Annotated in this window: 17 protein-coding genes; 4 read left to right on the top strand and 13 right to left on the bottom strand. The window is 42.2% G+C overall.

Going from position 1 to position 24,502, the window contains the following annotated elements:
- Positions 1-117 precede the first annotated feature (117 nt).
- The 3 genes from KO473_RS12890 (at position 118) to KO473_RS12880 (ending at position 5,223) form a co-directional block, all read left to right on the top strand.
- A complete protein-coding gene (locus KO473_RS12890; RefSeq protein WP_005775362.1) occupies positions 118-1,764 on the top strand; it encodes a fumarate hydratase in 1,647 nt (548 codons plus the stop codon).
- 132 nt (positions 1,765-1,896) lie between these two features.
- Entirely contained in the window at positions 1,897-3,042 is a 1,146-nt protein-coding gene (locus KO473_RS12885; protein WP_032539608.1) for an acyltransferase, read from the top strand.
- Positions 3,043-3,066: 24 nt separating this feature from the next.
- Entirely contained in the window at positions 3,067-5,223 is a 2,157-nt protein-coding gene (locus tag KO473_RS12880; RefSeq protein WP_122130298.1) for an alpha-N-acetylglucosaminidase, read from the top strand.
- 138 nt (positions 5,224-5,361) lie between these two features.
- Here KO473_RS12880 and KO473_RS12875 read toward each other — a convergent pair whose 3' ends face one another.
- The 10 genes from KO473_RS12875 to KO473_RS12830 form a co-directional block, all read right to left on the bottom strand.
- Positions 5,362-7,017 (bottom strand): amino acid permease, encoded by a 1,656-nt coding sequence (locus KO473_RS12875; RefSeq protein WP_005775365.1) that lies wholly within the window; start codon positions 7,015-7,017, stop codon positions 5,362-5,364.
- A gap of 257 nt (positions 7,018-7,274) precedes the next feature.
- A complete protein-coding gene (locus tag KO473_RS12870) occupies positions 7,275-8,600 on the bottom strand; it encodes a TolC family protein (protein ID WP_022011044.1) in 1,326 nt (441 codons plus the stop codon).
- A complete protein-coding gene (locus KO473_RS12865) occupies positions 8,597-11,632 on the bottom strand; it encodes an efflux RND transporter permease subunit (protein WP_122130296.1) in 3,036 nt (1,011 codons plus the stop codon). The genes KO473_RS12870 and KO473_RS12865 overlap by 4 nt, the downstream gene beginning before the upstream one ends.
- 14 nt (positions 11,633-11,646) lie before the next feature.
- On the bottom strand, positions 11,647-12,729 hold the full coding sequence (locus KO473_RS12860) for an efflux RND transporter periplasmic adaptor subunit (protein WP_005775369.1): 1,083 nt from the start codon (positions 12,727-12,729) through the stop codon (positions 11,647-11,649).
- Between the two features lie 103 nt (positions 12,730-12,832).
- Positions 12,833-14,146 carry an HlyD family secretion protein gene (locus KO473_RS12855; protein ID WP_005810560.1) on the bottom strand — a complete coding sequence of 438 codons (1,314 nt, stop codon included), beginning with the start codon at positions 14,144-14,146 and terminating at the stop codon, positions 12,833-12,835.
- Positions 14,147-14,157: 11 nt separating this feature from the next.
- The gene (locus KO473_RS12850) at positions 14,158-16,329 is read right to left on the bottom strand and encodes a peptidase domain-containing ABC transporter (RefSeq protein ID WP_005810559.1); all 2,172 of its coding nucleotides are present in this window, start codon (positions 16,327-16,329) and stop codon (positions 14,158-14,160) included.
- 244 nt (positions 16,330-16,573) lie between these two features.
- Complete coding sequence (locus tag KO473_RS12845; RefSeq protein ID WP_225481530.1) at positions 16,574-17,047, bottom strand: CPBP family intramembrane glutamic endopeptidase; 474 nt, start codon at positions 17,045-17,047, stop codon at positions 16,574-16,576.
- 324 nt (positions 17,048-17,371) lie between these two features.
- Positions 17,372-17,716: a hypothetical protein gene (locus KO473_RS12840; RefSeq protein ID WP_005810557.1), complete on the bottom strand. Its 345-nt coding sequence runs from the start codon at positions 17,714-17,716 to the stop codon at positions 17,372-17,374.
- A gap of 228 nt (positions 17,717-17,944) precedes the next feature.
- Positions 17,945-19,507 (bottom strand): glycosyltransferase family 2 protein, encoded by a 1,563-nt coding sequence (locus KO473_RS12835; protein ID WP_005810555.1) that lies wholly within the window; start codon positions 19,505-19,507, stop codon positions 17,945-17,947.
- A complete protein-coding gene (locus tag KO473_RS12830; protein ID WP_005810554.1) occupies positions 19,504-20,757 on the bottom strand; it encodes a hypothetical protein in 1,254 nt (417 codons plus the stop codon). The genes KO473_RS12835 and KO473_RS12830 overlap by 4 nt, the downstream gene beginning before the upstream one ends.
- A 745-nt stretch (positions 20,758-21,502) precedes the next feature.
- On the opposite strand from KO473_RS12830, the gene KO473_RS12825 reads away from it, so the two are divergent.
- Complete coding sequence (locus KO473_RS12825; protein ID WP_005810553.1) at positions 21,503-21,691, top strand: hypothetical protein; 189 nt, start codon at positions 21,503-21,505, stop codon at positions 21,689-21,691.
- Positions 21,692-21,724: 33 nt separating this feature from the next.
- On the opposite strand, the gene rsgA is transcribed toward KO473_RS12825, so the two are convergent.
- The 3 genes from rsgA to KO473_RS12810 form a co-directional block, all read right to left on the bottom strand.
- Positions 21,725-22,657: a ribosome small subunit-dependent GTPase A gene (rsgA, locus tag KO473_RS12820; RefSeq protein WP_005775373.1), complete on the bottom strand. Its 933-nt coding sequence runs from the start codon at positions 22,655-22,657 to the stop codon at positions 21,725-21,727.
- Positions 22,658-22,756: 99 nt separating this feature from the next.
- The gene (gene frr / locus KO473_RS12815) at positions 22,757-23,317 is read right to left on the bottom strand and encodes a ribosome recycling factor (RefSeq protein WP_005775374.1); all 561 of its coding nucleotides are present in this window, start codon (positions 23,315-23,317) and stop codon (positions 22,757-22,759) included.
- Between the two features lie 126 nt (positions 23,318-23,443).
- A complete protein-coding gene (locus KO473_RS12810; RefSeq protein ID WP_101602560.1) occupies positions 23,444-24,502 on the bottom strand; it encodes an SH3 domain-containing protein in 1,059 nt (352 codons plus the stop codon).

Below are 24,502 nucleotides of genomic sequence, written 5' to 3'. Positions count from 1 at the left end.
CGAACGTTAATAATAAGTAAATCCGCTCTTGACAAAATTCACCACTTTATTCATACTTTGGAAAACTATTCTTACCTTTGCCTCACTAACTAACATTACGTAATAAAATAAAGAGATATGGCAACACCTCCGTTTAAGTATCAACCTATGTTCGAACATGGGGAAGATAAAACCGAGTATTATCTGCTTACCAAAGACTATGTGTCAGTAAGCGAGTTCGAAGGAACACCTGTGCTGAAGGTACAGAAAGAAGGTCTGACAGCTATGGCCAATACCGCTTTCCGTGACGTATCTTTCATGCTTCGCCGCTCACACAACGAGCAGGTGGCAAAGATTCTGAGCGATCCGGAAGCAAGTGATAACGACAAGTACGTGGCATTGACTTTCCTGCGCAACGCTGAAGTGGCTGCCAAAGGCGTGCTTCCTTTCTGTCAGGATACCGGTACGGCCATCATTCATGGTGAAAAAGGACAGCAGGTCTGGACCGGCTATTGCGATGAAGAAGCTCTTTCACTGGGTGTTTACAAAACCTATACGGAAGAAAACCTGCGTTACTCACAGAACGCTCCGCTCAATATGTATGACGAAGTGAACACGAAGTGTAACTTGCCTGCCCAGATCGATATCGAGGCTACAGAAGGCATGGAGTACAAATTCCTGTGTGTGACCAAAGGTGGTGGTTCTGCCAACAAAACATATCTGTATCAGGAGACAAAAGCGATCTTGAATCCGGGTACTCTGGTTCCGTTCCTGGTTGAAAAGATGAAGACACTGGGTACGGCGGCTTGTCCTCCTTATCATATTGCATTCGTAATCGGAGGTACTTCGGCAGAGAAGAACCTGTTGACCGTGAAGCTGGCTTCTACTCACTATTATGACGAGTTGCCTACTACCGGTAACGAATATGGTCGTGCATTCCGCGATGTAGAACTGGAAAAAGAAGTACTTGCAGAAGCTCAAAAGATAGGTTTGGGTGCGCAGTTCGGCGGTAAGTATCTGGCACACGATGTACGCATCATCCGTCTGCCCCGTCACGGTGCGTCTTGTCCGGTGGGCTTGGGAGTGTCTTGTTCTGCCGACCGTAACATCAAATGTAAGATCAATAAAGACGGTATCTGGATCGAGAAACTCGATTCTAATCCGGGTAGCCTGATTCCGGCAGAATTGCGTAACGCAGGCGAAGGTGATGTTGTAAAGATCAACTTGAACCAGCCGATGGCAGATATCTTGAAGGAGCTGACTAAATATCCGGTGGCTACACGCCTGTCACTGAACGGTACGATTATCGTAGGTCGCGACATCGCTCATGCCAAACTGAAAGAACGTCTGGATCGTGGTGAAGATCTGCCTCAGTACATCAAAGATCATCCGATTTACTACGCCGGTCCGGCCAAAACTCCTGCCGGTATGGCTTGCGGTTCTATGGGACCGACTACTGCCGGACGTATGGACTCTTATGTGAACCTGTTCCAGGAACATGGAGGCAGTATGGTGATGTTGGCAAAAGGTAACCGTAGCCAGCAGGTGACTGATGCTTGCCAGAAACATGGCGGCTTCTACCTCGGTTCAATCGGTGGCCCGGCTGCTATCCTCGCCCAGAACAATATCAAGAGCATCGAATGTGTGGAATATCCGGAATTGGGTATGGAGGCTATCTGGAAGATCGAAGTAGAAGACTTCCCCGCATTTATTCTTGTAGATGACAAGGGCAACGACTTCTTCAAGCAAATTAAACCTCGTTGCGGCTCTTGCAGCAACAAATAAGAATATGGTGAGTGGTCATTAATATTGGTTATTTATCATGTTAACTCGAGTGAGAGGCGTCTGTATGCTGTGTTATACAGATGCCTTTCTTATTATAAACACCTTAATCATTATCAGTAAAACAATTCCCCGATGGAACTACAGAAAAATCCTCAACACATTGTCTGGCTGGACGTTGTCCGTTTCGTTGCCATGTTTACCGTTGTCTGTTGCCACTGCACGGACCCTTTCAACTTTTATCCGGGCACTGCCCCTAATATTGACGAAATCAAACTTTGGGGTGCCATCTACGGAGCATTGCTTCGTCCTTGCGTACCGCTGTTCGTGATGATTACCGGAGCCCTGCTTCTGCCGGTGCGCGGCGAAGTCTCTGTCTTTTATAAGAAACGTATCCCCCGTGTTTTATGGCCATTCCTCATCTGGTCGGTCATCTACAACCTTTTTCCCTGGATTACCGGTCTGTTGGGCATCAAGCCCGAAATTATTCTCGACTTTTTCCCTTACTCGGGGGAGGAAGTGATGCGCCAGTCGCTGTCCATCTCTTTGGATTACATTGCTCAGATTCCTTTTAATTTCTCCATTGTAGATGTACACATGTGGTATATTTACCTGTTGATCGGTTTATATCTTTATCTTCCCGTCTTCTCTGCCTGGGTGGAGAAAGCATCGGATAAGGCGAAGCTGTGGTTTCTCGGTGCATGGGCTGTCACTCTGTTATTGCCGTACTACAATCAGTTTGTAGCGCAATATCTTTGGGGAACCTGTTCATGGAATGCGTTCGGCATGTTTTATTACTTTGCCGGTTTCAATGGCTATCTGTTATTAGGACACTATCTGCGTAACCTTGACTGGACGTTGGGTAAGATTCTGGCAATCGGTCTGCCAATGTTTGTGATAGGATATGCCGTTACCTTCTTTGGCTTCCGTTACATCACGGCTTTGCCGGAATACAGTGACGAGATGCTTGAGCTCTTCTTCACTTACTGTTCGCTGAATGTAGTGATGATGACCATCCCGGTGTTTATGCTTTGCAAAAAAGTAAATTTCCGTTCGGAGGGAATCAAGAAAGCGCTTGCCAATCTCACTTTGTGTGGTTTCGGTATCTATATGATACACTACTTCTTTACCGGCCCTTCCGTACTGTTGGTACGTACGTTGGGAGTGCCTCTGGGCATTCAGATACCGGTGGCGTCTGTCATGGCATTTGGTGTTTCGTGGCTGATCGTATGGGCTGTCTATCGTGTGCTGGGCAAGAAGGCGAAATGGATTATGGGATAAAACAGTAATTAAAGCATATTATTTATGAATCGTAAATCAATACTATTAACAATCTTACTTTGTGTTACTTCTTTGACAATGGCTTCTCCGGTGACCGGCTTGTTGGAGCGCATAGACAAAGGAGCTTCGAAGAAGTTTATTATCGAGCAAGTGAAGTCCGGTACCGACTTTTTTGAACTCGATCAGAAGGGTGATAAAGTCGTTATTCGTGGAAACAATTACGTGAGCATCGCTACCGGGTTGAATTGGTATCTGAAGTATTATGCCGGTATCCACCTTTCCTGGAACGGAATGCAGGCAAAACTGCCGGCTGTGCTTCCTCCGGTGACAAAAAAAGAACGGAGAGAAACGACCCTGCCTTACCGTTATGATTTGAACTATTGTACTTTTTCTTATTCCATGGCTTTCTGGGATTGGGACCGATGGGAGAAAGAAATAGACTGGATGGCTTTGCACGGCATCAATATCCCTTTGGCTGTGACCGGGGCAGAGGCTGTGTGGTATAACATGCTTGATAAGTTGGGATATACCAAAACCGAAATAAATGAGTTCATATCCGGTCCGGGCTTTTTTGCCTGGTGGCTGATGAATAACCTTGAAGGCTGGGGCGGACCTAATCCGGATAGCTGGTATACACAGCAGATTGCTTTACAGAAGAAAATCCTGAAGCGTATGCGTGAATACGGCATCGAACCGGTCCTTCCGGGTTATTGCGGCATGGTGCCCCATAATGCGAAAGAGAAACTCGGATTGAACGTATCCGATCCGGGAACATGGTGTGGCTATCGCCGTCCGGCATTCCTGCAACCAAGCGACCCGCGTTTTGAGGAAATCTCTTCTCTCTACTATAAAGAGCTTGAGAAACTATACGGGAAAGCTGACTTTTACTCCATGGACCCCTTCCATGAAGGAGGCAATACGGCAGGCGTGGATCTCGATGCGGCAGGTAAGGCTGTGATGAAAGCTATGAAGAAGGCCAATCCGAAAGCGGTTTGGGTGGCGCAGGCATGGCAGGCAAATCCACGTCCGAAGATGATTGAGAATCTGGGGGCCGGTGACTTGCTGATACTCGACCTGACCAGTGAATGCCGTCCGCAGTGGGGAGATTCCACTTCCGAATGGTATCGCAAAAACGGATATGGACAGCACGACTGGGTATACTGTATGTTGCTGAACTACGGTGGTAATGTCGGACTGCACGGAAAGATGGATAATGTGATCGATAATTTTTATCTCGCTAAAGCCGATCCGCACGCAGGTTCTACACTTAAAGGTGTGGGGATGACCCCTGAGGGAATAGAGAATAATCCTGTGATGTACGAACTGGTGATGGAACTGCCTTGGCGTGCAGAGCGGTTTACGAAAGAGGAATGGTTGAAGGAGTATGTGAAAGCACGTTACGGTGCAGATGATCCGGTGGTACAGGCTGCCTGGACCAAACTGGCGAACTCCATTTATAACTCACCGAAGAACCTGACGCAGCAAGGTACACACGAATCCGTATTCTGTGCACGTCCGGCGGAAGATGTGTACCAGGTGTCCAGCTGGTCGGAAATGAAAGATTACTACCGTCCGCAAGATGTGATTGAGGCTGCACGCCTGATGGTATCTGTGGCCGATCGTTATAAAGGAAACAATAATTTTGAGTACGATCTGGTGGATATCGTTCGGCAGGCACTCGCAGAGAAGGGCAGGCTGATGCAGAAGGCGGTTACCGCTGCTTACCGGAGTGGTGATAAAGAACTCTTCGGAATGGCTTCTCAGAAGTTCCTGAACCTGATTCTGTTGCAGGATCAGTTGTTGGGTACCCGCCCGGAGTTTCGCGTAGGAAAGTGGATTGAAGAGGCGCGGGCGTTGGGTGGTACATCCGAAGAAAAGGCTTTGTATGAGTGGAATGCCCGTGTGCAGATTACGACTTGGGGCAACCGGAATGCAGCCGATTATGGCGGACTTCGTGATTATGCTCACAAAGAGTGGAACGGATTGCTGAAGGATTTCTATTATATGCGTTGGAAGCTTTATTTCGATTCTCTCTCTCAGAAACTGGAAGGTAAAACCCCGGAGAAAATTGATTTCTATGCAGTGGAAGAACCTTGGACCAAAGCCACTAATCCCTATTCGGCGGAGGCTGAAGGAGATTGCATTGAAACAGCGAAGCGGGTGATGCAAGCGGTGGAATAGTATATCGCAAAGAGGGTATGTCGAAACTTCTTTCACCACGGAGTAACACAGAGTATCACAGAGTCTTTTTATTGATAATCAACAACCTAAAATCGTCTCTGTGTTACTCTGTGTACTCTGTGGTGAGTTTTGATTAGACTATTTTTGCTTCGCTGTCCCTTTCCAGATACGCATCATATAATATGCACAATGCGTGAATGCGAAAACGAATGAGATTATCAGCAATACTTTACTTTCGTCCCAACCCACCGTCTGCTGGTGCCATAGCCCGGTGATGACACAAAGCACAGACAGTGCGATACCGATCATGTTCAGTGCCGATTGTCCCCGGCGGTTTTTCACGCCTTGTTCCAGTTTGCTGTGCTTCATACCATAGCCAACGTAAATATCCAACCCGATGAGCATCCACAATACCAGACGTATCCAAGTATCGGCGGGAAGGAAAAGCATCATGCACAGGCAGGTGAGTATTCCTAAAATCGGGACGAGTGGCACAAACGGAGTTTTAAAAGAACGGGGGATATCCGGCATGGTCTTTCGTACTACCAATACGGCGGCACATACCAGTGTGAAAGCCATCAGTGTGCCGATGCTGGTCATCTCTCCTGCAAGGCGTGCCGGGACGAATGCAGCCAATAAACCTACTATCAGCATAAACAGGAGATTGCTGCGTGCCGGTGTGCGAAACTTTTCATTGATGTGCGAGAAGAATGGAGGGAGCAGTCCGTCATGGCTCATACTCAGGAAGACGCGGCTTTGTCCCAATAAAGTGACCATAATTACAGAACAGTAACCGAACAGGATGGCAAGAACGATAGCACGGTTCAACCAGGGATAGTCCGGATGGATGATGCCTGCCGCATCGGTATGCCCCATATGTTCGATGGCAATAGCTACCGGTGCAATGCCCTGCTGTCCGCTAAACTCAGTGTAGTGGGCAACTCCCGTCATTACGTGGGCAAACAACATATAGAGCACAGTACAAACAAGGAGTGATACCAGGATACCGATCGGCATATTTCGTTTCGGGTTCTTTGTTTCCTGGGCGGCCGTACTGACGGCATCGAATCCTAAAAAAGCAAAAAAGACAATAGCTGCCCCGCGTAAGACACCCGAAATCCCATACTCTCCAAGTGTGCCTGTATTGGCGGGAATGTATGGAGTATAGTTATCCGCATTGATATATTTCCAGCCCAATACGACAAAAATAGCGATCACCGATACTTTGAGGAATACTACGATACCGTTAAAGATGGAACTGCCTTCCGTACCGCGAATCAGGAAGATACTCATCAGTACCACGATCAGGAATGCAGGGATATTGACGATTCCTCCATCCCACGGGCAGGCGGTTAGTGCTTGCGGAAGATGTATGTTGAGCCCTTCAAGGAAGACCACGAGGTATCTGCTCCAACTGATACTGACAGTGGTAGCCGCTACTGTATATTCAAGGACAAGGTCCCAACCGATGATCCAGGCAATCAGTTCGCCCATGGTGGCATATGAGTAGGTATAGGCACTTCCGGCAACCGGAATCATGGAAGCAAATTCCGCATAGCAGAGTCCTGCAAAACAGCATCCCAGTGCGGCAATGGCAAATGAAAGTGTTATGGCCGGTCCTGTATAGCCTGCTGCTACGGTTCCGGTGATTGAGAAGAGTCCTGCTCCGATAATGACACCGACACCCAGTGCTACCAGACTCCAGGGACCTAATACTCGTTTCAATGATTTACTTCCTGACGCATTGGCCTCTGCCAACAGGGCTTCAAAGGGTTTCTTTATGAATAATCCCATCTTTCTGTTTCTTTTTTTACTTAGTTGTACGTGGTACACAAAGAGTCGTGGGAAATATCGCTTGGTTTGCCCGCCGTACTCTTGTGATTGGATTGGCTGCAAAGATAAGCAATCTGAACGGGCGATACAAGGCTTCTTTTGTATTAAAACAAACAGTTCCGTCGGCTTAAAAGGTGGGGGCGTGTCAAAAGTCTTTCCCTCTGTGGTAAGTTTTGACACACCCCCGAATGTTGTAAGGAGAAGGGCTAAGTGTACGTTTAGTCCAGATATTTTGTTATTTTCCCACTGATCTGTAGCAGGGAGATTTCGCATAACTTAGTGTCATATTCGGCAGACAGAATTCGCTCTTCCGCATCCAGCAGACTCTTCTGTGCTTCACGCATTTCGATACCCGAAAGGTTTCCTAACATATATCGTTCCATGGCTATCTCGTGATTCTCTTTGGCAGCCACCAGGTTTTGCCGTTCCAGTTTCAGCATTTGCAGATTATTCTGGTAGGCTTGCCACAGATTGCTAAGGTCCGCTTTCAGTCCTTGTTCCAGCTGCTCCCGTTGCAGACGGGCGTTTTTGATGGCGATACGTGCGTTGTTCTTTTCGCGACGGCGGTTTCCGTCGAAGATATTGAATCCGATTGTTACCCCGAAGTTGGCGCCCAGATTGCCTCTTTGGCTATTGGAGGCAATGTCGTATTTATTAAAGGTATAGCCATATCCGGTATTCATTTTGAGGTATGGGTAGTTACGCGAGTTTACCTTTTTATAGTCCAGCATGGCGAGTGTATTGTTCTGTTCGGCTTTCAGCAATGAAGCGTTGGTCAGTAGAGTGGCGTTCCATAATTCTTCGAACCGGAGTCCTGCGTTAACTTTAATGATACTGTCTTCTATCACAATCGGCTGGTCCACATCTTCATTGGCCATCAGTTCGTTCAGCTGGATGCGCGACGTATGCAGCAATTCCTGTTGCTTCATATACTTGGCACTGTCAGCATTGAAGTCTACTTTGGCCTGTTGATAGTCCAGGCGGGAGAAGTTACCGATGTGATAACGTTCTTCCACGATTCGCAGGCGTTCTTTTGACAAGGATACGGCGTAGCGGAAGTTCTGAAGGCGGATTTTCTGTTGAACGTAATTGTAGTATTCGGCTGCAAGGTTAGCTATCAGGTCTTCGATGGCAATACGGGTATTGGTTTCTCCCTGTCGTTCCAACTCTTTCAGCTTTTGATAATTGGCAGTGATGTTGAAGCCGTCGAAGATAGTCCAGTTCAGGTTCAGCCCCACGTTAACGGTCTGGTCGAAGACACCGTTTTCTTTTACCGACTCCCCGGTAGCCCGGACCTTGGTGTTGGTATTGTCCACAGTTCCTGTATAACCGGCCGTTAGGTCGAGGGTAGGCAGGTAGCCGGCATTACCCGGCGTAGCGTTATTTTTGCTTACTTGCTCTTCGTTACGGACTATTTGCAGGGAATAATTATTCTGGAGGCCGTACTCCAGACAGGATTTTAGAGTATAAATTTGTGGCTGTTGTGCTTGCAGACCCAAAGGGGTGCAGCACAATGCTATGATAAATAGGGCAATCTGTTTCATTCTCTCTTTAATTTATTACTTCGGTTCGTCGAAATATAACTGTAAATAGAGGGTACGATGTACATAGTCAGCAAGGTAGATACCAACATACCTCCCACAACAGCCGTACCCATTGCAATGCGCTGGTTACAACCTTCACCTGAGGCGAACGCCAGCGGGATCAATCCTAAGATGGTAGAAGCACTTGTCATCAGGATGGGACGCAGACGCTGCAATGCCGCATCCTTGATAGCTGTCAGTTTGTCTTCACCTGTTTCCTGTTTCTGATTGGCAAACTCCACGATCAGGATACCGTTCTTGGCTACCAGACCGATCAGCATAATAATACCGATCTGACTGAAGATGTTCATCGTGATACCGCCGAAGTACATGAATACCAGTGCACCGGCGATAGCCAGAGGTACAGTCAACATGATGATCAGCGGATCCTTGAAACTTTCGAACTGTGCCGCCAGGATCAGGTAAATCAGCACAATGGCCAGGATAAAGGCAAACATCAGGCTTGAAGAACTTTCACGGTACTCCTTCGAATCACCGGTCAGTGCCGTACGGAACGTGTCGTCCAAAGTCTCTTTGGCTATCTTGTCCATCTCGTCCAGTCCCTGTCCGATGGTCTTGCCTTCCGCCAGTCCGGCGGAAACAGTAGCCGACACGAAACGGTTGTAACGATACAGCTTGGGAGGTGCGATGCCGTCGGTCAACTCGATCAGATTGTCAAGCTGTACCATGTCTCCTTTGTCACTGCGGATGTAGATTGCTTTCAGGTTGGCAGGCGTATTGCGTTGTTGACGGTTGATTTCTCCTAAGATTTCATATTGCTTACCGTTCATATAGAAGTATCCCATACGCTGTCCGCTCAATCCGTATTGCAGGGTTTGGGCAATGTTGCGGGTACTTACCCCCATTATACTGGCTTTATCGCGGTTGATATTGATACGTGCCTCCGGTTTGCTGAATTTCAGGTCTACGTCCGCCATCTGGAATACCGGATTTTCGTATACCTTGGCCATGAACTTAGGCAGTACTTCCTGTAGTTTCTCGATATTGGTAGCCTGCAACACATATTGTACGGGCATGCCGCCACGCCGTCCGCCAAAAGAAGACGATTGCTGGACGAACGAGCGCGCCATCGTCTTTTTCTGTACTGCCGCCGATAGCTTTTCGGCAATGTCCATCTGTGTATAGTCACGATCCTTCATATCTTTCAGCGTGATGCGTACATTACCGCTACCACTCGATACACGGGCTGTTACCGACTCTGCATCCGGTACGATCGAGTCTACCAGATCGTTTATGTCTTCCGTATAGTCACGAATGTACTCGTATGTCACACCTTCAGCACCACGGGTGTTGATACTTATTTGTGAGCGGTCTTCCAGCGGAGCCATTTCTGCAGGAATGTGGTTCCATAAGAAAGCGATGATACCGATTGTAATGGCTACAAAAGGTAAGGAAATCCAGCGCTTGTTGAGGAAAGCAGCCAGTGAACGACTGTACAGACGGTTCATTCCTTCGAAGAAGGGTTCTGTTTTCATATAGAACCAGTTTTGTTTTTCCCGTTTTACCAACAGTTTGGTGGCAAGCATCGGAGTAAAGGTCAGGGCTGCGAATGAAGAGATAATCACCGATCCGGAAACTACAATACTGAATTCACGGAACAGACGTCCTGTCATACCCTCCATAAAGACGATGGGGAAGAACACGGCCACCAGTGTAATGGTGGTGGAGATGACGGCAAAGAAAATCTCTTTTGCTCCTTCGATGCCGGCTTCTTTCGGAGGCATACCTTTCTCTATGCGTACATAGATGTTTTCGGTCATCACAATAGCGTCGTCTACCACCAGACCTACCGCCAACACGACCGCCAGCATGGAGAGTACATTGATGGAGAAGTCCGCCAGATACATGACGAAGAAGGCACCGATCAGTGATACCGGGATTACGATACAGGGAACCAGCGTCACCCGCCAGTCGCGCAGGAAAAGGAAAATAATGATGATAACCAGGATGAAGGCTACATAAACCGTCTCTTTTACCTCATAGATGGATGCACGGATAAACTTGGTGTTATCGAATCCGTAAGAATACTTCACGTCTTCGGGAAGGTCTTTCTGCATCTTCTCCATGCGTTCGTACACTGCGTCGGCTATCTTGATATGATTGGCACCGGGTTGTGGGATTACGACGATACCTACCATCGGTACTCCGTTCATCTTCATATAGCTTTTGATATCGGCCGGCCCCAGTTCGGCGCGGCCTATGTCACTGAAACGGATAATACGGTCGTTCTCTTCTTTGATGATCAGGTTATTGAATTCTTCTGCGGTGTGCATCAACCCCAAGGTACGGATGGTGAGCTCTGTTGTATTTCCTTCGATACTGCCCGAAGGAAGTTCGACATTCTCTTTGTCTACTGCATTCTTTACGTCGATAGGGGTGATCCCATAACCCGACATCTTGATAGGATCGAGCCATAAGCGCATGGAGTAGCGCTTTTCTCCCCAGATGGAAACGCTACTTACGTCGGAGATGGTTTGTAATTGTTCTTTTACGGTCAGGTCGGCAATTTCACTGAGTTCCAGCAAGGAGCGTTTGTCACTTTGCAGAGCTACCATCAGGATAGGAGTAGCATCGGCATCTGCCTTCGAAACAGTAGGAGGGTCACAGTCGCGCGGCAGGTAGCGCTGGGCACGGGATACTTTGTCGCGTACGTCATTGGCTGCTGTTTCCAGATCGACGGACAGCTCGAACTCTACCGTGATACGGCTTTGTCCCTGCTGGCTGACGCTGGACAGCGAACGGATACCCGGAATACCATTGATGTTCTGTTCCAGGGGTTCGGTAATCTGATTCTCGATTACATCGGCATTAGCACCCGGATAGGAGCAGGATACTGAGATTATAGGATTATCTACAGACGGATACTCCCGGACACCCAGGTAGTTGTACCCGATCAGTCCAAAGAGTAAAATGATGATGGTCAATACCGTTGAGAGTACCGGCCGTCGTATGCTTAATTCGGATATATTCATAAGGCGGTCGGGAGTTAATTGATATTATCCAGTGTGACAGGTAATCCTGTACGGAGTTGAAGGGTTCCCGAAGTGATGATGGTATCACCCATCTGCAGACCTTTTATTACCTGCACTTCGGCTTCGGTACGAATGCCTGCGGTTATTTCTACCGGTTCAGCCTTGCCCGATTTATAGAGGAATACTTTATCCTTACCCATTTCCGGTACAATCGCTTCGGATGGGATGGCAATGGCATTCGGGATTTCTTCTTTTTTCAGCTGAATGCTGGCGTAGCGTCCCGGGAGCAGTGCGCCGTTACTGTTGGCATATAGGGCACGAACGGTCAGCGTACGGGTAGACTGGTCGATTCTTGACTCGGTTGCGTATACTTTTGCCGGGAAAGAACTTAATTTACCTTCCAGTTCGAAGTTGAGGTTGGTGCCTTTCTTTACCTGGCTTGCATAACGTTCTGGTACGGAAAATTCTATTTTCAAAGGAATAATTTTCGTCAGTTTGGCTACGATAGTGGTTGGTGAGGCATATGAACCGACACTTACTTGCCGGAGCCCGATTACTCCGTCAAAAGGAGCGCGAAGTTCGGTCATGGCGATATTAGCTTTCACCAGGTCGATGTCCGCATTGAGGGTAGCCAGTTCCGTTTTTACTTGTTCGTAGGCTTCTTTACTGACAGCGTCCCGTTCAAGCAGAGCGTTCTGACGGAATACACGATCTTCGGCAAGTTTTAACTGAGCTACGAGGCGTTGCAACTGAGCCTGCAACTGACGGTCGTTTACTTTCGCCAATAGCTGTCCTTTTTTTACGGCACTGCCTTCGTCAAAGTTGATTTCAACGATCTTTCCCGAAGTCTCGAAAGAAAGATCCACTTCTTCATCAGGCATCAAGCTGCCGCTAATTTGAATCTGATCTGTCAGCAATTGTGGCTTTATGATCTTGGCATTTACATTCAGAACTCTTTTGTTGATCTGCTTGCCAGCCATCACTTTGTCGGCTGCCGCCAACTCTTCATTTGCTTTAGGAAGCTGAGAGTAGATACCCCAGCCTATCAGTCCGGCACCAATCAATGTGATGATGCCCCATTTAACCTTTTTATCCATGTCTTAGTATTAGTATATGTCCGTTCTAAGGTTAGACTAAGAGGGTGGGAAAAGGTTTAATCGGGAAATTAAAATATAGATTTATTTTTTGTGTTAAGGTGTCTTATTGATTATGTTTTCTTAATCTGTGATCAAAAATGGCCCGTAATGGATTGAAAAAACGCATTAATAAACTCAAATCGTCTGTTAGGATTTCAGCATCTCCTTTCAGTTGTTGCACTTTAGGAAGTCTTTTCCCGTAAGACGTAATAAGTCCTTTATCTAAAACTACGTCTGCGCTATATAATAGTTCATTAGGAACTTCTGATATTTTGGATAGATGACCCACCAACATTCCGAACTCTTGGTATGGATAATTTTGTAACTTGATGTTGACTTGTTGTCCTTCTTTTATCTTTCCCGAATTTTGTATGGGAAATTGTAGTCTGGCTTTTGTTGTCATAGAATCAATGGGAACAACAGAAAAAATAAGCTCACCTGATTTGACGTTTTGATTCTTACTCCAATATGTAGTAAAACTTACTTTACCATCTATAGGGGTAGTAATTAAATAATTTTGTTTCCAAGTTTCCGTTTGCGCTTTTAATAAGTGCGTGCTTTGTAGAAGTTTATTTGTTAGCTCCTGCCTGTCGGTGTTATGCTTTAATTCTATTTTTTTTAGATCAGAGCGTAGTTGTTTTAATGAGGATTTAATGTTCAATATGTTGACTTCCATATCTACAAGTGAAGATTGGAACTGGAGCCTGTTTTGGTGTCTTTGTTCTATTTCACTTTCAGAAATGACTTCCTTTACAAACAGAATGGAATCTCGTTGATATTCTTTGTCTGCAAATCTGATTTGTGCTTTTAAAAGTTCTCTCTTTCTATTCTCTTGTAATAATAATTGCTTTTGTGCCTGCTTTTTTTCTTGTAATGACAATATTTCTTCTTCAAATAGTCCGGAATGTAGAAAATTGTATAGCTCAGTATAATTGAGCTTAAGATCAGCATAGCGTCCCTGTACTTCTCCTAATTCAAGATCATTGCGCAAAAAATCGGGTTCGGGAATTACTGAAAGACTGTCTTTTCCAATTGTGTTTTCTAGGACTGTAATGTAATGATCTAAAATCTTCATATCTTTCCATTGTGCTGGTGACTCTAATATGGCAAGGACTTGTCCTTTTGTTATACTTTCTCCTTCTTCTGTGAATATGATCTCTATTTTTCCATTTACTTTGGAAATTAGATTTGCTGGCGGATTTATGGTTGTAATTTCAACTGTAGCAGGTACAATATCTGGATATCTTATAAATCCGGAAACGGAAATAACCAGTAAAAGAAAAACGAAGAAAATGGTTATTCCCCATCTTAATATCCACGTAGGACGATAGTTGTACAACTGGTCTCTATAGACTTGGCGTAACTGAATTTTTGACATGATGTATCATTTTATCCAATCTCTAATTGACTAGAGATTAGGTCGTAATATATTCCTTTTAAATTTATAAGTTCTTGATGAGTCCCTTGTTCCACAATTTTTCCCTTTTCCATGACCACTATATTATGGGCATTTTTTACAGTACTTAATCGGTGCGCTATTACAATGGCGGTTTTTCCTTCTAAGATGGTTTCCAAATTTTTGGAAATCTGTTTTTCATTATTCGTGTCAAGAGAGTTTGTCGCTTCATCCAGGAATATGAAGTCTGGGTTTTTGTATATCGCCCTGGCTATTAGTATACGTTGCTTTTGCCCTTGACTTAATCCTGAACCATTAGTTCCAAGTGGAGTGTATAGCTTTAAAGGGCGAGCATTAATGAAATTTTCTGCGTTTGCCAGTTGAATCGCTTTCACTAGTTGTTTTTGATTTACGTTCATTTCTTCATCTTCCAATGTGATATTATATAAGATAGTGTCATTAAAAAGTTTACCATCTTGTAATACGGCACCGCAACTATTACGCCAACGATATAAATCGATATTATCTAATGGCACTCCTCCGACTTCAATTTCACCATTTGTTGGTTTATAAAACCTGAGTAACAATTTTAGTAAAGTGGTTTTACCGCTTCCGCTTTCCCCTACGATAGCTGTAATCTTTCCCTCCGGTATCTCTAAATTTATATTGTCTAATACTTTGTTTAAATTAGGGTTATAGTAAAAATCTAAATCTTTCACCTTAATGCCTTTTTCTATAGGAATAGAAACTTTTGATTCAGATATTTCTGGTTCTTCTTCCCAAATGACCTCGTTTACACGTTTGAGGCTGATACGGGCAAATTGTAGGGAATGTACATAACCAATCATACTTTTTATGGGGGCATTCAGTTGCCCTAATATGTACTGAGCTGCCATCATCATACCTAGCGTCATTGTCCCTTCTATTACATTTAGAGCCGCAATATAAGTAATAAAAAGCCCTTGTAAATGGATGATAAAAGAGGCTCCGGTCGCTTCTATCTGGTCGAGATTCATGTTTTTTACCCGCAAACCATAAATTTTAAAGCGGCTGAGTTCCCATTTCCATCTTCGTTTGTTCGCGATATTATTTATCTTTATTTCGTTCACATTTTCTAATAATTCCAATAGATCGTTCTGATTAGTGGCCCTGCATCCGAATAGTTGATTATCTAGTTTCTTTCGTTGCTTTAGAAAAAGAAATATCCATCCGGTATAAACTGTGTTACCGATCATAAATACAAGAAACATATTACTTTCGTAATAGAGCATAAGCAGGCTGTAGATGACAAAGAGTAGGATATTGATGAAGATTCCCAGAAAAGTGGACATGATAAATGACTGTATACGTCCGTGGTCATCTATTCGGGTTAGTAAGTCGCTAACCATTTTACGCTCAAAAAAAGTAATGGGTAAACTCATGGTTTTGCGGAGGAAATCACTGACCATTCCCATGTTAATCCGCTCTGACACATACAGCATAAGGCGGCTTTGGATAAAGTCAGATGCCATTGAACTAAATGCCAAAATCATACCTGCTATCAGCATGGTGTTCACAAATTGGATATTACCGGACCCAATGCCGAAATCTACAATGGATTGGGATATGAAAGGGGAAAGTAGCCCGATCAATATCCCTGCAACCATACCTACTATAACTTGTCCTAAATATCGGTGATGAGGTTTCAGATATTTCATAAAATGGCTGAAAGAGGCTCGGGTTTCCATTTCGTTCATGTTGTGAAATTCGGGAGTCGTTTCTAATATCATGATGGTTCCAAGTCCGTTGCACATCTCCCACGCTTCCCTAAATTCTTTATGGTTGTAATGGGTAAGTCCTTGTGCAGGATCTGATATATAAACTTTTCTATTCGTGATTTTATGGACTACTACGAAATGACTTTGTTTCCAGTGTACAATTAATGGCAATGGCATCTTCTCTATTAAATCTTCGAATGTAACTTTGATAGCCAGTGTTCGGAAACCAATCTCTTCTGCTGCCCGGCCAATGTCGAACAATGATACGCCTTCGCGAGTTGCATAACAGCGATCCCTCAAATATTTCAATGAAAATCTTTTGCCATAATTTTGGGCTATAATCTTCAGACAGGCTGGTCCACAATCCATTTGGTCATGTTGAATGTAAGATGGAAAGTTTATTCTCATAGTTGTTCTTTGGATTTTCTTTTTCGAGATTTGCAGATGGTTTTTCCTTTTTTATAAATATTCCTTCTGATTATTTTCTCGGTAAAGTTTGGAACTGGGTTATATAATTTTCTTATACCTAAATATAAGTATGGATATAATAATTTATATAATGATCTTTGTAATTTATATTGTCTCCTATTAAATAGAAAGTAGTTAATATACAGTTAAATTTGTTCTTGGCTTATGTGTATTTGTTCTTTCTTTAAACGTATTTCTTTTTAAGAAAAAAATAAATAATATACATGATTGAAATAGCAACTATAATGTAATGTATAGGATTGTATATATAATTTGAGGCTTTTGATGTAACAGACCAAAAAATACTATATGAACAGAAATTAATAGTATTGTAAAAGAAATGACATAGTATAAGAAGAAGCCCATTTCCTGATTTGATATATAAATATGCTAATACAAATCCAAAGCATGATAAACCAATAACCGTATATATACTGCCTGCATGTAGCATACCAAAATACAATGCGGTCATTATAATTATAATCCATTGATTTAATTTATCTTTGAATTTATTGATAATAATAATTCTGCAACTTATCTCCTCCAAAACAGGAATTAAAACTAAACCGTATATCAATCTTGGAAACGTGAAAAATTCTTTTTTTATTAATGATATATCTTTGGAAATGAAATCTATAAATCCTATAACTATATACATGGATATACTTAAGATAAAAATTGAAATAATTGTTTTTATGGAAATTTTGATGTTAAAAGATTGGCGAAACTGAATGCTCTTTCTGAATAATAAAATAAATATAACGAGGGATAATAGAGTGATGGGATGTGACCAAAGGGTTGGATTCTGCACTAAGTTTCCAATAATTAATACTATTAAAAGACTAATTAAGGGATACGTAAGAATAACAACCATCAAAGATAAAAAGAGATGTACTTTTTTCATGGGATTTAAAAATTTTGCTTGCAGATAATCTTAACTTTAAGGTCATAGAATAACTGCAAGCTGTTGCTATATTAATGATTACTTGTCTCCGTAATAAGCGTGCTTATGGAAAAAGAAGTGAGTTAATCTTGTTACTAGATTGTCCTCAGCGGCAGTTTGATTTGTGTTCCATCCTTGTCTTGATCCGTTACCGCAGGCCGGGCATCCGTCTATATCCCATCTCCCGGTTTCGTTCCAAGAAGTTCCATAGATTGTTACAGCCGGGGCTGCATAACCATAACCATCAACATAACCGCCTTGCCAAGTGTTATTCTCTAACATTCTAAAAAACTCATCTTGGCTAACTCCTCCTTTAAGAGAAGTCTGCTCTTCTATATTCACTACAGGATATTCACTCAATTTATTTATATTCAGTTTTTTCATATTGTTAAAATATTAGTAAGACGTTAATTGTTTCTTGACTTTTTCGTGAAGCAGTATTTTTTGCTTTTCGACCTGTTGGGCGGCATGGTATGTCAGGGAAACCATGGCAGATATAAACATAATTTTTGTCTTAATCTGCATTGCAATGTTCTGTTTTTATTAGCAGTATTTACATGTTTAGTTATTCTTATTTTATTATTTATTTCCTTATGACGGGAAACCGTATTTTTAATATTCTTCAATTTTATCCAATTGATATAGATTTTCGCTATTCAATAAGTAATCATACCCTGACGACATGTCCTTTTGTTGGTCTTCTTGTATATACCTTTCATATTTTCTAATTCGATCATTTTCTTTCATGGATCCATAGTCTTTAAATAATATATTGCTTTGCCATGTGTTCGTGAAATACGGAGTCGCTATGAAGTGCAATTTTTTATGGGTGTTTATGTGAGTATGCCCTATAGGTCTGAACATTCGGTAAACTGTGAGGATACCTTTGTTAGAACTCGGAATATCACCTTTATAACTTTGTTCATCGTTCCATAAATACACAGCCCTAAAACTTACCACATGTATCTCTTTATTATTCTCAAATTCTGAGAAATTGGTAAATCTCTCATCAAATCTTTCGTCAATATCCATAAAACAAAACCATTCGGATTGGAAGAAGGCACTTAAATCGAGTAATATATTTCTATTCTCTAAATCGTTGAACCCACTTCTTTTCTTTTTCACTTTTAATAAAATTTTGTCATGGATTGCTAAATCCCAAGTTCGATCCGTACTTTCATCATCCAGCAAAATGATACCGTCAAAATAGCTTGCCATATTTGTTAGAAAACCTTCTATCAGTTTTTCTTCGTTGTACGCTTGGCAGAGGACTATCTTTTTATGCCTTTTCCGAAATGCGGCGGGGTGTCTGATTTCGAAACCGATAAATTGCTGTAGATATGTATAGCACAAGTCTTTTGCATATTGATTGTCTTGCCAGTCGTAAATGACTTTGTTAAATTCACTTCCCCAAATATCTTTGTTAGCAATTGCTTCCGAAGGATAATTCATTTTTCTCCAATCTGAAATGCTATGTTTATTGATACGTTTAGAGCGTTCGTTGGGATCATAATTTTTTTCCCGATGAATAGTCTTTGCCTCTGGGAGGATGAATTTTTTGATACCAGACATATCCAACCGTGCACGCATATTATTATCTTCTCCACCCCATGTGATGAATGTTTCATCATAACCATGTAATTTGTATAGATGGTTACGTTCTACCATCAAATTACCCCACGGGATAAAATCCAACTCTTTTATATTATTTTCTGTAAGTTCCTGCTCATAGGGTACATATGCCATCATTGCGAGGATATAGTGCATGGGATATTTCTCTATGGCATCTCTCATTTGCCATATAATATCAGTGAGGAATTCTACTTCAGGATCTATTTGTAGGATATACTTTTTGGTAGCATGCTTGAGTCCTACATTTAGTACGGAAGCATGGTTGCGAGGAGCATGTTTTCGTTCATTAATAATTAGCTTCCAATTTATGAATGGATAATTTTGAAGCAGCATTAGAAGTTCTGACTTTTCATCGGGGTCGTCCAGGACAATGATTACCTCAATACCGTTTCGTTGTAAATAGGGTGCATTATGTGGTAATACTTTTTTGAACTCTGTATATCTTTTATAGAAAGACATAACGATACTTACATCGAAGTTATGAATAATATCATTATTTAAATCGATGAGTTTCTTTTCTGTTGTGGGTTTATTTACGTTCATGCTATCAGTATTTTTTCATTAAACAGCATTTGGATAAACTCCACAAATATTTTAGGTTCCTTTTTGTATGGACTCATATTTATAGCATCTTTTATTAAGCAACTTCTTTTAAAAAGGGCTATAATTTCAGCTTCTTCTTTACCAAAACTTGAATGGACTTTGTTGTTGGCTGTATAAGCTAATACAAATTTGGTATCAGAAAATTTAATAAGGTGAAAAGCATCCGATAACCTAAGGTGAATTTCCATAGGGAACGTATATAATTGTTTGTGGTTGGCTGCTACTTCTAAAATTAAGTCGTTAAGCGATTGCTGGGTTTGGCGATACTCATTGTCCAACAATTCTTTGTTTTTAATAATAATGCAGTCTATGTTTTTGCTCTTTTCTGTATTTTGTACATATTGAATATCGTTCATGATCAAATTCAAAGGGATGTATTCGTTTAAGCTTCCCCCTATCCGTCCCTGAAACTTATTAGCGAATTGTTGGCTGAGGTTTTGGGGTGTGATAAGTCCTCCATATCCTTGCTCTCCAATCACGATACATGGTTTACCTAACATTATTCCTGTGTAAATAGAAATACCATCCCCGATGATTATATCATTTGATAGAATTACTTTTTCGATATTCGATTCTTTTACATTGATAAGTGTAATATTAGAATTGAATATAGGGATAAGAGGATCTCCATTATAAAGTATTGTGATTCTATAGTCTGATAAAATATTTAATAAGTTACTGATATAATAGACCGGTGAATTTTTAAGGTTAGGGTGTGCGATAGCTATTAATAGTTTGGGGCTATTTTTATTTCTTATTTCTACATTTTTAGTAACGACTGGTATAGAAAAATATGGTAAGACAAACATTTTGTCTTTTTGAAAGAAACTCTCCAAGAGCTGATTGAAGCAATCACAAAGTATTATTTTTTCTACTTGTTGGTCTTCACTTAAATATTCGTCTTTTAAATACTCTGTATTTATGAAGTGTATGATTGGGATATTTGATTTTCTTGCAAATTGACTAATGTGGCTCAAACCTGTTTTGCCATAAGTAAGAATAATCTCTGCTTCTTCTGTTTTTATATGACTTGACGGGGGGATATATAGATAATCACTGAGATGATTTTGAGATTTACATATAAGGGTAATATCATTGCTATCATCTTTATTATCCAGAATCTTTAGTATTCTATTACAAAAGTCAACTTGTCGCTGGTTGGAGACGTCTAGGGAAAAAAGTATTTTCATAATTAGTAAGGTTTCTTGGTTTTCAGTAATAATAAAATTATTATTTTGTTAATATATGACTTTTTTTATATGAACATCCTCCAAAAAGATTTTTTTTATTTTTAATTAACTAATTAAAAAAGGTGGTATGCAATGCCATTCTTGCTGTTATTGAATAGTGAGACGAATAGTATGCACTCTGTTGATACCTGAGTAGTTACGCTTTCTCTTGCTGTATCCCTTCTATTATAAATCAATGCTGTATTTTCGCGTTTGATGAAGGTGTCGGTCACTGATGGGCCTGTTATACTTTCGGAGATAAACGATAAACTCTCTCCGATGGAGCGAACCATATCCGGGGTAATCTGTATACATATGAAAGCCTCATTATCTTTTTAGTAAAAGGGTCAGGACTTATTGTAACAGCCATCGAATCATCCTCCTGATAAAGTGCGACGGTTCTTTTCTTCTTCTTCGCGGATTACGAACTAACCAACGGTATTTGTTTTTGATATTAAACTATTGTATACAAGTATGTTATGATGAATCTCCGTTTGCTTATTCCGGCCCTGGTATGCGGGCTCATGGGCCTTGGTATGCGGGCTTATAAGCCCGAGTATACGGGCTCATGGGCCCGGGTAGCGGGGATGGGATGAAGAGCGGATCATTTTCGACTAAACAGTAAAGGAAAGCACAATGCTTTAAACAATGTATTCAGTTAATAAATACGTTCCTTAGTGTTGCTTATCAGTGTCTTAACGATTGGATGGCGCTCAAGTTAACGGGTGGAAGATGGAAGATGCGGGTGGAAGATAAACAGGCTGAAAATGCGATCTTCCACCATGTCATTGCATTGATTATTAATGGAGTAAGTGGAAAAAGGTGGAAGATGGAAGATCGAAACGTATTTTTTGTAGGAGAAGCAGTTACTCTGCTAAGTGAAGCATTAAAATAGAATAAAGAATATTCTCTGAAAAATAGCAGAGATTCAGTATGCTGCGCGGTATTTTCCTTCCTCCTTATCCTCAAGCATACTCAGATAGGAAGTGTAGCGTGATTCGCTGATGTAGTGCTCTTCTACCGCTTTCCGAACAGCACAACCGGGTTCTTGACGGTGTGTGCAGTTTCCATATTTGCAGTCTGCCGAAGTCTTGAATATTTCGGGGAAGTAATGGCCTATCTCTTCCTCTTCCATATCAAAAGTGCCGAAACCTTTGATACCGGGTGTATCGATGATATATCCGTTGCCGGGGACGGGGAACATTTCGGAGAAAGTGGTGGTGTGCATTCCTTTGTTGTGATAAGCTGATATCTCTGCGGTCTTGACTTCCAGCCCTGGGACAAGGGCATTGATGAGGGTTGATTTGCCCACTCCCGAATGTCCGGAGAAGAGGGTTACCCGGCCTTTCAGTTCCTCGCGTATGGCATCGACTCCTTCACCGGTCAGTGCGGATATTTTAAAACAAGGGTAACCTATTTGGGTATAGAGGGTGATGAGGCTGTCCAGATAATGCAGTTCGTCTTCATCATAAGCATCCACTTTGTTGAAAAGAATCTTCACCGGTACACGGTAGGCTTCTGCCGACGCCAAAAAACGGTCGATGAAGGTGGTTGAAGTTTCGGGATAGTTAATAGTCACCACCAGCATACATTGGTCGAGGTTGGCTGCAAGAATATGCGATTGTTTGGAGAGGTTCGATGAACGGCGGATGATGTAATTTTTCCGGTCTTCTATCTCATTGATAAAGGCCGTTCCTTCTTGGTTGAGTATGATTTGTACACGGTCACCTACGGCAACGGGATTTGTACTCCGTATGCCTTTCAGCCGAAAATTACCTTTGATCTTGCATTCAACCAACTGCCCGTCATCGGTTTTCACCTGATACCAGCTACCTGTATTCTTTATTACTAATCCCTTCATGTTTTATAAACTGCAAATTACAAGTTACGAGCTATAAGAAATGATTGGAGGGGCTGTGCTTGTGCACTGCACTCGTAGCTCGTAACTTGTAATTTAGAATTATACGGTCATAATTTCTTTGTCCTTTTCAGCCAGCATTTCTTCAATCTTGGCGATGTACTTATCATGAACCTTCTGCAGTTTAGCTTCTGCATTCTTTTGTTCATCTTCAGCCAAACCGTCTTTTACAGCTTTTTTCAGTGCATCTATACCGTCGCGGCGCGCGTTGCGGATACTTACTTTAGCTGTCTCGCCTTCAGCTTTACACTGTTTGGCAAGTTGTTTACGGCGTTCCTCGGTAAGAGGGGGGATGCCGATGCGGATAATTTCACCGTTATTCTCCGGCATGATACCGAGATCGGAGTCGATAATGGCTTTTTCAATAACCCGGAACATGCTTTTATCCCAAGGTTTAATCGTGATGCTGCGTGCATCGGGAGTGGTTACGGCAGCTACGTTGCTGATGGGCACCATGCTTCCGTAAGAGTCTACACGGATACCATCCAGCAAGCGTGTGCTTGCTTTTCCGGCGCGGATGTGTGCCAGTGCTTCTTCCAGATACATCACTGCCATATCCATCTTCTCTTGTGATTCTTCGATAATCGTTTTTACGTCTACCATCTTATTAAGTCTTTATAAAATTGGCACTTTGATTAATTTTGAAAACAAAAGTAGATTATTTTTTGGTTATCTGCAACTATCTATAGAGAGAAATGCATTGCCTGACGTTTCTCTTTCTAAATAGTATTATTGGTAATTATCGCAATAGGTGGTAGACGGGCTGCTGATATAACGTCCGCTTAAGTTACAACTGGAACCACTGAGGTGACTACAATTGGAGCATCTTTTACCGCCGGATGAAGAAGATGATTTTCCTAAAAGTGAAAGCAAAAAGAGAGCAATTAGTACAATTAGTAAAAGGATGAGGAAATGAGCTACAATTAAGACAGTGGCTGTTGAACCAATTAAATAAGTTAATGTACAGATACATGCATGTTTCCATCCACCTTTGGGAAGTACTTTATTGAAAATAATACCTGTTTGCACAGATTGTCCGACAAGAAATCCAATTCCTATCACAGGCAAAAAGCCTGCAAAGAAAAAGCCACAAATGATAGCGCCTATGATACAGATGCCCCAAGTATATATTCCCCATGTCCAATTGAAAGTTGCGTAGGAATTGTATTGCACATCATTCAAGGTATTGAAAAAACACATCCATTGATTAAATACAACTGCACCGAATATAAAGAAATTAATGATGGTCCATAGCCATCCTATTTTATCGGGAGTGCAAAACCAAATACTATTTGCGCCCATTGAAAACACATAAAATAGTTCTAACAAACAGACGGTAATGAATAAACTGAGGTTTATCGTATGTTCGGTGTCTTCCAGCGGAGTACTTTCTCCACGACGCATTCTAAGGATGAATAGCACAATAGAAAGTCCTAATATGATATAAACTAAAGGGCGGCAATCATAATTTGTTTGTCGAAACCAGTCGCTGAATGTATTTGTTGGAGCTTTTGCGGGAGGTGTTGGAGTAACAGGTCGTATGTAGGCCGTACTTACGTATCCACATCCGCCATTGAAGGATATCTTTGCCCATTCGCCATCTATTGATTCTACATTTACGATTCCCCCATGATTTATTGTTCCGATGACAGGAGCATTTGTGCTTCCATGACTACGTATGTTTAGAAAAGTATTGGCGGTCACTTCATACTTTTCCAAAGCTTGGGTAGAGAGGACTATAATGAATAGTCCGATACAAATGAACAGGAATCGTTTGAATGTTTTCAT

It is taken from the genome of Bacteroides sp. HF-4919, assembly GCF_018860125.1.
The sequence above is the reverse complement of the archived record's forward strand: the minus strand, read 5'-3'. Positions and strand labels throughout refer to the sequence as shown.